This is a genomic window from Duganella radicis, assembly GCF_009720825.1.
Taxonomy (GTDB): Bacteria; Pseudomonadota; Gammaproteobacteria; order Burkholderiales; family Burkholderiaceae_D; genus Rugamonas; species Rugamonas radicis.
In genome coordinates this window covers 23,260-30,415 of record NZ_WNKY01000060.1, presented here as the reverse complement: position 1 = coordinate 30,415, position 7,156 = coordinate 23,260, and the positions used below count along the sequence as shown (strand labels likewise).

Genomic DNA, 7,156 nt, shown 5'->3' with positions numbered 1-7,156 from the left:
GCCCGGCGTTGCGGCCGGGCGGGCCGGCGACGCCGGCAGCGCGACCGTGGCGCGCGGCGTGGTGTCGGGACGGCGGCGGAAGCTGGCTTCGGTACCGGCCGAGAATTCCGAGGCCGAGGCCTCCGGACGCTGCACGTTGCGGATCAGGTGCGGCGTAATCGACAGCACGATCTCGGTCTTCTGGTTGTCGTCGCGCTGGCTGCCGAACAAACGGCTCACCAGCGGCAGCTCGCTAAAGCCCGGAACCTTGTTGGACGAATTGCGCTCCTCGTTGTTGATCAGGCCAGCCAGCACCTGATTCTCGCCATCCTTCAATTGCAGCATGGTCGAGGCTTGGCGCGTGCCAAGCTGATAGGCGGTGGTGCCGTTCTTGGTGGTGATGGTGTTCACCAGATTGCTGACCTCCAGCTGCATGCGGATCGCCACCTCGTTATTCAGGTAGATGGTCGGCTCGGCGTTCAGGGTCAGGCCGACGTCGACGTAGGTCACCGAATCGCTGGCGAAGCCGCCCACGCCCGAGGAGACGGTGGAAGTAATCACCGGCAGCTTGTCGCCGATGACGATCTTGGCCTTTTCCTTGTTGCGCACGCGGATGCGCGGATTGGCCAGCAGGTTGGAATCCGAGTCGTTCTTGTTGGCGTTGATCGACAATTGCGTGCCGGTGACGCCGATGGTGCGCTGGTTCAGATTATTCAGGTCGCGCACGGTGATGCCGGCACCGTTGGAACTGGACAGCACCGAGAAGCCCATGGTGGTCGGCCATACCACGCCCAGGTCCATCAGGCGCGCGCGCTTCACTTCGAGGATTTCCACTTCCAGCATGACTTCCGCTTCCGGCGCGTCCTGCAAGTTGATCAGGCGCTCGGCCAGGCGGATGGCTTCCGGCGTATCGCGCACGATGATGAGATTGAGCTTTTCATCCACCACCACGTCGCGCGACTTGAGGATGGTCTTGAGCGTGTTGGCCACCAGCTTGGCTTCGGCGTTGGCCAGGAAGAAGGTCTTCACCGTCATCTCCTGGTATTCCTTCAGCTTGGCCGCCACGTTCGGGTAGATCAGGATGGTGTTGGCGTCCATGACCTGCTGCTCCAGCTGATTGGTCAGCAGCAGGAAGTAAATGGCCGATTCGACGGTGCTGTTCTTCAGCAGCACGGTGGTTTTCTGGTCGGTCTTCACGTCCTTGTCGAACACGAAGTTCAGGCCGGAGCGACGCGAGATCACCTCGAATACCTGCTTCAAGGGCGCGTCGCGGAACTCGATGGTGATCGGCTGCTTGTAGGCTTTCGACAGGCCCGACTCCACCGCCGGCGGCGCGCTCTTCTCGGTCGCTTCGCGCAGCATGGCGCGCGCCTTGTCGTTGGTGGGCGACTCGGTCAGCACGGCGTTGAGCTTTTGCTTGGCCAGCTCGTATTCATTCTTGTTGAGGTGCTGTGCGGCCGCCTCCAGCAGCTTGGCCTGGCGGCTGTCGCGCTCCAGCGAACGCAGGCCGGCGTTGGCGCGTTCGTTTTGCGCGTCCAGCCCCAGCACACGGCGGTAGCCCTGCTCCGCTTGCAGCGCGCGACCTTCGCTTTGATCGCGTTCGGCGGCGTCCAGGATGCGGTTGGTGGCGCGTTCGCGCGCGCTCAGGTAGGCGCTGCGGTATTGCGCGTTGAGCGGGTCGGCCTGCACCGCCTCCTGGTATTTGGCGAGGCCCGCTTCGACCTGGTTCTTCGCGATCAGATCATTGCCGTCGCGGTAGGCCATCTGCGCGGCGCAGCCGCTCAGCATGATCGCCAGCGCAGCGCAGCTGCCTAGTTTCTTCAGAGGGCTAGCCATCACTCAAGAGCTCCAATATTCATCTGTTGTTGCTGATTCAAAGGCAAATAGGTCAGGGACATCAACGGCGGCGCGATTTTCTCCACGCGGTAGACGCCATCGATGACGGTCTGGTTGCGCACCGAATAAGTCTTGTCGCCGCGCGCCAGGAACACTTCCCACGCGCCATCCGCCAGCGCCTTGCCGATGTAGGTGAACGGCATGGGCGGCGCCATCGGCGGTGGCGGCGGCGTGTTCGATGGCGGCGGTGGCGGTGGCGGCGGCGGATTCCAGTTCTGGCCCATGAACACGCCCTCGCCTGCGGCAAAGGTGGCGTCGCCGGCCTCGCCTACCAATTGCGCGCGCGGGATCAACGCGAGGATGGTGGCTTCGGCCGGTGCGGCGTCTTTGCCGGCTGCGCGCGGCGCCGGCGTGGGCACGGCTGCGGACGACGGCGATGCGGCGTCGGCGCGCGCACCACGCTCGCCGCGCGCCACCGGCTCGGCGATGCCACCCGATGGCGAGTTATCGCCAAACAGCACCAGCCCTGCCGCGCCCACCAGCGCCAGCGCCATCACGATCTGATAGGGCTTCATGGCTCGGCGTCCTTGAGGTAAAGCGTGAAGCGCAGGCGCGCTTCCACGGTGGGATCGGCGATGGTGTCGCGGCGGAAGCCCACTTCATCCAGCGAGGCATATGGCATCGCGCGCAGGCCTTGCATGGCGAACTGCCAGATCGATTGATACGGCCCTTTCACCGGCAGGATGATCTGGTAGGTGCTGACGCGGCTGGCCTTGTCGTAGGCTGCCTTGTACTCGCCCTGATTCAGCGTCAGGCTGGATTTGGCGGCCAGGTCGAACAGCACTTTCACTTGCTGCTCGGCGTAGCGTTTTTCGCCCAGCGTTTCGTAGAAGGCGGCGAGGTTCTGGTTGGCCGACGGCGGAGGCGGCGGCGTCACCAGCGTGGACGGCGCCGGCAACGGCTGGGCCATCACGCGTGCCTGCTCGGCGCGGTGTGGCAGCAACCACGCCCATGCGGCCACGCCGGCAGCGCACAAGGCCATCGCCACGCAAGCCGGCGCGCCGAGTCGCAGTACGGCGATGCGGGCGCGCAGCAGCAATGCCGGCAGGTTCACATCGTTCAGCGAGCCTGCCATGTGGCCTCCAGTTGGAAACGCAGCGGACGATTCGGGTCCGCGTCGTTGATTTCATGGCGGGTCAGGATCACGCCGCTGAAGCTTTCCTGTTCTTTCAACGCGGCGACGTAGTCGACCATGTCGTCGCTGGTTTTGGTTTCGGCGGTGATCTTGAGGATGCGCTTGCGCGGGTCCGGTTCCATCGCCACCAGCGCCACGGTGCGCGGGGTGGCGGCCAGCACGGCGTCTTGCAGATCGCGCCATGGCAGGTTGAGTTGCATGATGGCGCCGTTGACGAAGCTGGCCTGCGCCTCCGGAATGGCGACACGCGCCACTTCCACCGCAGGACGCGCAGACAGTGCTTTCACGCGCTCCTGCAAGTGCTGGAGCTGGTGCTCGCGTTCGCGTTTTTGTTCGGCCAACTGCCAGCCGCCGACAGCGGCACCAGCGCACAGCAACAGGCCTACACCGGCCAGCGCCAGCACCGCGGGATGGATGTGGAACAAGGTGCGGCGCACGCTGCCTGGCGCGAAGTCGATCTTCATGGCTTTCATGCGGCGCTCCCTGTCAATGCGCTGCAAGCGATGCGCCCGGCACCGCCTCCCGGCTGCAACCACGCGGCAGGCGCCTCGCCGTTCACTTGCAGCAGCGACGGCGCTTCCGCGTCCAGCAGCAGCGCTTCACGTTGCAGGGTCTGTGTCAGCCAGTGCTGGTCGGCGCCTTGCGGGATCGGCAGTGAGCGCACGGCGCGCAGGCCTTTGCCATCGGGCTCGGTGGCGGCCACGGTAAGCAGGCCATCATGCACGTGGCCAAACCAGGCGCCCTGCTTCAAACCGCGACGGCCGCGGTTCCAGGCGCTGACAAAGCGCGGTTCGATGGCGACGATGGACAGCTTGCAGTCCTGCGCCACCACTTGCAGCTCTGCCAGCAAGGCGCGCGGCATGGCGGCGGCGAAGAACGGTTGCGCCGCATTCCAGTCGGCCGACAGTTGCCACGCCGATGGCGGCTCGCCGTACAGCGACTGGAAGCGCAGCCCCGCCGCCGCTTCCAGGTCGGCCATGCGCGCCGCACCAGCGGGCGGCGTCACGCGCCACATGCGCGTCAATTCGTCGGCCAGCACGAAGCTGACCGGCCAGCCCTGCACGTCCAGTTCGCCCAGCACGGCGCGCAATGCGTTGGCGATGGCGTCGAACGGGTGGTCGGCCGACGGCGCGATGGTCTGCGCGGCCAATACGTCCGGCACGCCGCCGCGACCTGCGGCGCCAAAGCCTGGCAGGCCTTGCCAGCGGCTCGCGCGCTGCACGCTCACCCCACGCGGCGAGACATCGATACGCAGAAATTGTCCGATGGCTCTACGCATGCAAGGTCACCCGTTTGATTTCGGTCAGCGTGGTGGCGCCGCGCTTGACCACTTCCAGCGCGGCCTGGCGCAGGCTGCGCGTGCCGTTTTCGTGAGCCGCCTGCTTGATCTGGCGGATCGGCCGCTTGTCGACGATCAGTTCACGGATCTCGTCGTTCAGCGTGAGGATTTCGGCGATCGAGCGTCGGCCCTTGTAGCCGGTGCCGCGACAATCGCCGCAGCCCTTGCCCTGCATGAAGCGGTAGTCATGCACGTCGGCGCGCGTCATGCCGACGCTGGCCAGTTCGTGATCGTCCGGCGTGTATTCGGTGGCGCAGTGCGGGCAGTTGGTGCGGATCAGGCGCTGCGCCCAGATGCCGTTCAGCGCCGACACGAAGGCGTAAGGATCGATGCCCATGTGGGTGAAGCGGCCGAACACGTCGAACACGTTATTGGCGTGCACGGTGGTCAGCACCAGGTGGCCGGTCAGCGCCGACTGCACGGCGATTTCCGCCGTCTCGCGGTCGCGGATTTCGCCGACCATGATTTTGTCCGGGTCGTGGCGCAGGATGGAGCGCAGGCCTTTGGCGAAGGTCAGGCCCTTTTTCTCGTTGACCGGGATTTGCAGGATGCCGGGCAGCTGGTATTCCACCGGATCTTCGATGGTGATGATTTTTTCGCGGCCGTTATGGATCTCGGTCAGCGCGGCGTACAGGGTGGTGGTCTTGCCGGAGCCGGTCGGTCCGGTCACCAGCAGCATGCCGTAGGCTTCCTGCGCCAGCGTGCGCAGCGTGGACAGCGACGGCGCGTCGAAGCCCAGCGCCTCCAGCGTCAGCGAACCGTAGGCTTCGATCATGGCGCGCTTGTCGAGAATACGGATCACCGCATCTTCGCCATGGATGCTCGGCATGATGGAGACGCGCAGATCGATCTCGCGGCCATTGGCCTCGACGCGGAAGCTGCCGTCCTGCGGCACGCGGCGTTCGGCGATGTCCAGTTCCGCCAGCACTTTCAGGCGCGAGATGATTTGCTCGGCCACGTCCACGCCGTTGACGGCGGTGGCGTGATCGAGCACGCCGTCCACGCGGTACTTCACCGCCAGGCCGCCGGCCGTGCTTTCAAGGTGGATGTCCGAAGCGCCGGCCTTCAGCGCGTCGTACAGCGTGGAGTTGACCAGCCGGACCGCCGGGCTGGCGCCTTCCGACACCGAGGCAAACGACAGCACCGCCGCCGTCTTGCCGTCGCGCCGCCCTTCGCTGGCGCCGGGCAGCAGCGAGTCGGTGGCGCGCGCGGATTCTTCCTGCTTGGACAAATAGGCTTGAATGTCGGCTTGCAGCGCGAGGCGCGTGGCCAGCGGCGCGGACGGCGTGGCGCGCGCCTGCGTGCCCAGCCAGGTTTGCAGGTCGAGATCAAACGGGTCGGCAATCACGCCGATCACGCCATCGGCGCCGCGCAGCAGCACGCAGTGGCGCGCCATCGCTTGCGACAGCGGCAGCAGATCCCATGCCGGCTCGTAGGCCAGCATGTCGACCGTCTCCAGCACCGGCATGCCGAAGGGCTGCGCCAGCTCGCGCACCAGCAGGCGCGGTTCGGTGCCGGTCAGCGCTTCCAGTTCTTCCACCAGCGTGCGTTTGGATTGCTGGCGCAGATGGCGGGCACGCGCCAGCAGCGTGGTGTCGATGGTGCTCATGACATATCTCCAGCCAGATCGAAGATCGGCATGTACAACAGCACCACGATGGCGCCGACCACCAGGCCGATGGCCGCCATCAGCAGCGGTTCAAAAGTGCGGGTGAAACGCTCGATCCAACGGCTGATTTCACCGTCGTAGAAGGCGGCCGACTGGGTCAGCATCGGTCCCATGTCGCCGGTGCGCTCGCCCACGCGCAGCATGCGCAGCGAAATTGGCGTGGTCAGATGCGCGGCTTCAAAAGCGGTCGACAGCGGCAGGCCCGATTCCACCGCCGCGCGCGCGGTTTGCAGATTGGCGCGCACGGTCGACGACACCATGCCCTGCACCGTCTCGATGGCGTGCACGATGGTGATGCCGCCCTCGCTCAGCATGCCGAGCGTGAGATACAAACGAGAAAGCTCATAGATGCGTACCCGCTCGCCGATGCCGGGCAGCTTGCCCAGCAGGCGGGCGATGCCGCCATTGGCCATCAGCTGGCGCACGCCCAGCACCAGCGCGCCCAGCACGGCGGCGATGCCGGCCAACAGCAGCGTGGTGTGGGCGCCGGCGAACTGGCCCCAGTTCAGCATCTGCTGCGACAGCCATGGCAGGTTGCGGCCGGCGCCCTGATACACCTCGGCAAAGCGCGGCACGACGTAGCCGATCAAAAACAGCGATACCCCGCCGCCCACCAGCAACAGGATGCAGGGATAAATCGCCGCCGACACCAGCTTGGCGCGCACGATGTCGATGCGCTGCTGGTAGTCGATGAAGCGCGCCAGCGAACGCGGCAAGTCGGACGTACCCTCGGCCGCCTTGACGATGCCGACGTACAGCGGCGGGAACAAATCGGGCTGCTCGGCCAGCACGGCGGAAAAGCGCTGGCCTTCGCGCAGGCCGCCCAGCAAGCGTTCCAGCACACCGCGCGTGGCCGGGTTGGTTTCCTTTTCCAGCAGCGCTTCCAGCCCTTCGACGATGCCCAGGCCGGCGGTCAGCAGCGCCAGCAGCTCCTGGCTGAACAGCACCAGCGAGAGCGCGCGGCGCTTGCCGCCGCGGCCCGGCAGGCCGGCGCGCCTGGCCGTGATGGAACTGACGAACAGTCCGCGCGCCTCCACCTGGCGGCGCGCGTCCGCCTCATCGCGGCCATCGATCACCAGATGGGAGATGACCATATCGGCCGATAAGGTGCGGACGTCGAACTGCATGGGAGGGAATG

The 7,156-nt window shown here is 66.0% G+C and carries 7 protein-coding genes; all 7 read right to left on the bottom strand.

The features are described from left to right. The coding region (locus GM676_RS28865) for a secretin GspD/PilQ domain-containing protein (RefSeq protein ID WP_155467842.1) at window positions 1-1,815 on the bottom strand (1,815 nt) is incomplete at its 3' end. Continuing rightward, window positions 1,815-2,390, bottom strand: a complete 576-nt coding sequence (locus GM676_RS28860; protein ID WP_155467841.1) for a hypothetical protein — start codon at window positions 2,388-2,390, stop codon at window positions 1,815-1,817. The genes GM676_RS28865 and GM676_RS28860, both read right to left, overlap by 1 nt. After that, window positions 2,387-2,950, bottom strand: a complete 564-nt coding sequence (locus GM676_RS28855) for a hypothetical protein (protein ID WP_155467840.1) — start codon at window positions 2,948-2,950, stop codon at window positions 2,387-2,389. Before GM676_RS28855 ends, GM676_RS28860 begins: the two co-directional genes overlap by 4 nt. Beyond that, window positions 2,935-3,483: a hypothetical protein gene (locus GM676_RS28850; RefSeq protein WP_155467839.1), complete on the bottom strand. Its 549-nt coding sequence runs from the start codon at window positions 3,481-3,483 to the stop codon at window positions 2,935-2,937. Before GM676_RS28850 ends, GM676_RS28855 begins: the two co-directional genes overlap by 16 nt. Further along, complete coding sequence (locus GM676_RS28845; RefSeq protein WP_155467838.1) at window positions 3,480-4,289, bottom strand: hypothetical protein; 810 nt, start codon at window positions 4,287-4,289, stop codon at window positions 3,480-3,482. Before GM676_RS28845 ends, GM676_RS28850 begins: the two co-directional genes overlap by 4 nt. Continuing rightward, window positions 4,282-5,958 (bottom strand): GspE/PulE family protein, encoded by a 1,677-nt coding sequence (locus GM676_RS28840; protein ID WP_155467837.1) that lies wholly within the window; start codon window positions 5,956-5,958, stop codon window positions 4,282-4,284. The genes GM676_RS28845 and GM676_RS28840 overlap by 8 nt, the downstream gene beginning before the upstream one ends. After that, complete coding sequence (locus GM676_RS28835) at window positions 5,955-7,145, bottom strand: type II secretion system F family protein (protein ID WP_155467836.1); 1,191 nt, start codon at window positions 7,143-7,145, stop codon at window positions 5,955-5,957. The genes GM676_RS28840 and GM676_RS28835 overlap by 4 nt, the downstream gene beginning before the upstream one ends. Between the last annotated feature and the right edge of the window lie 11 nt (window positions 7,146-7,156).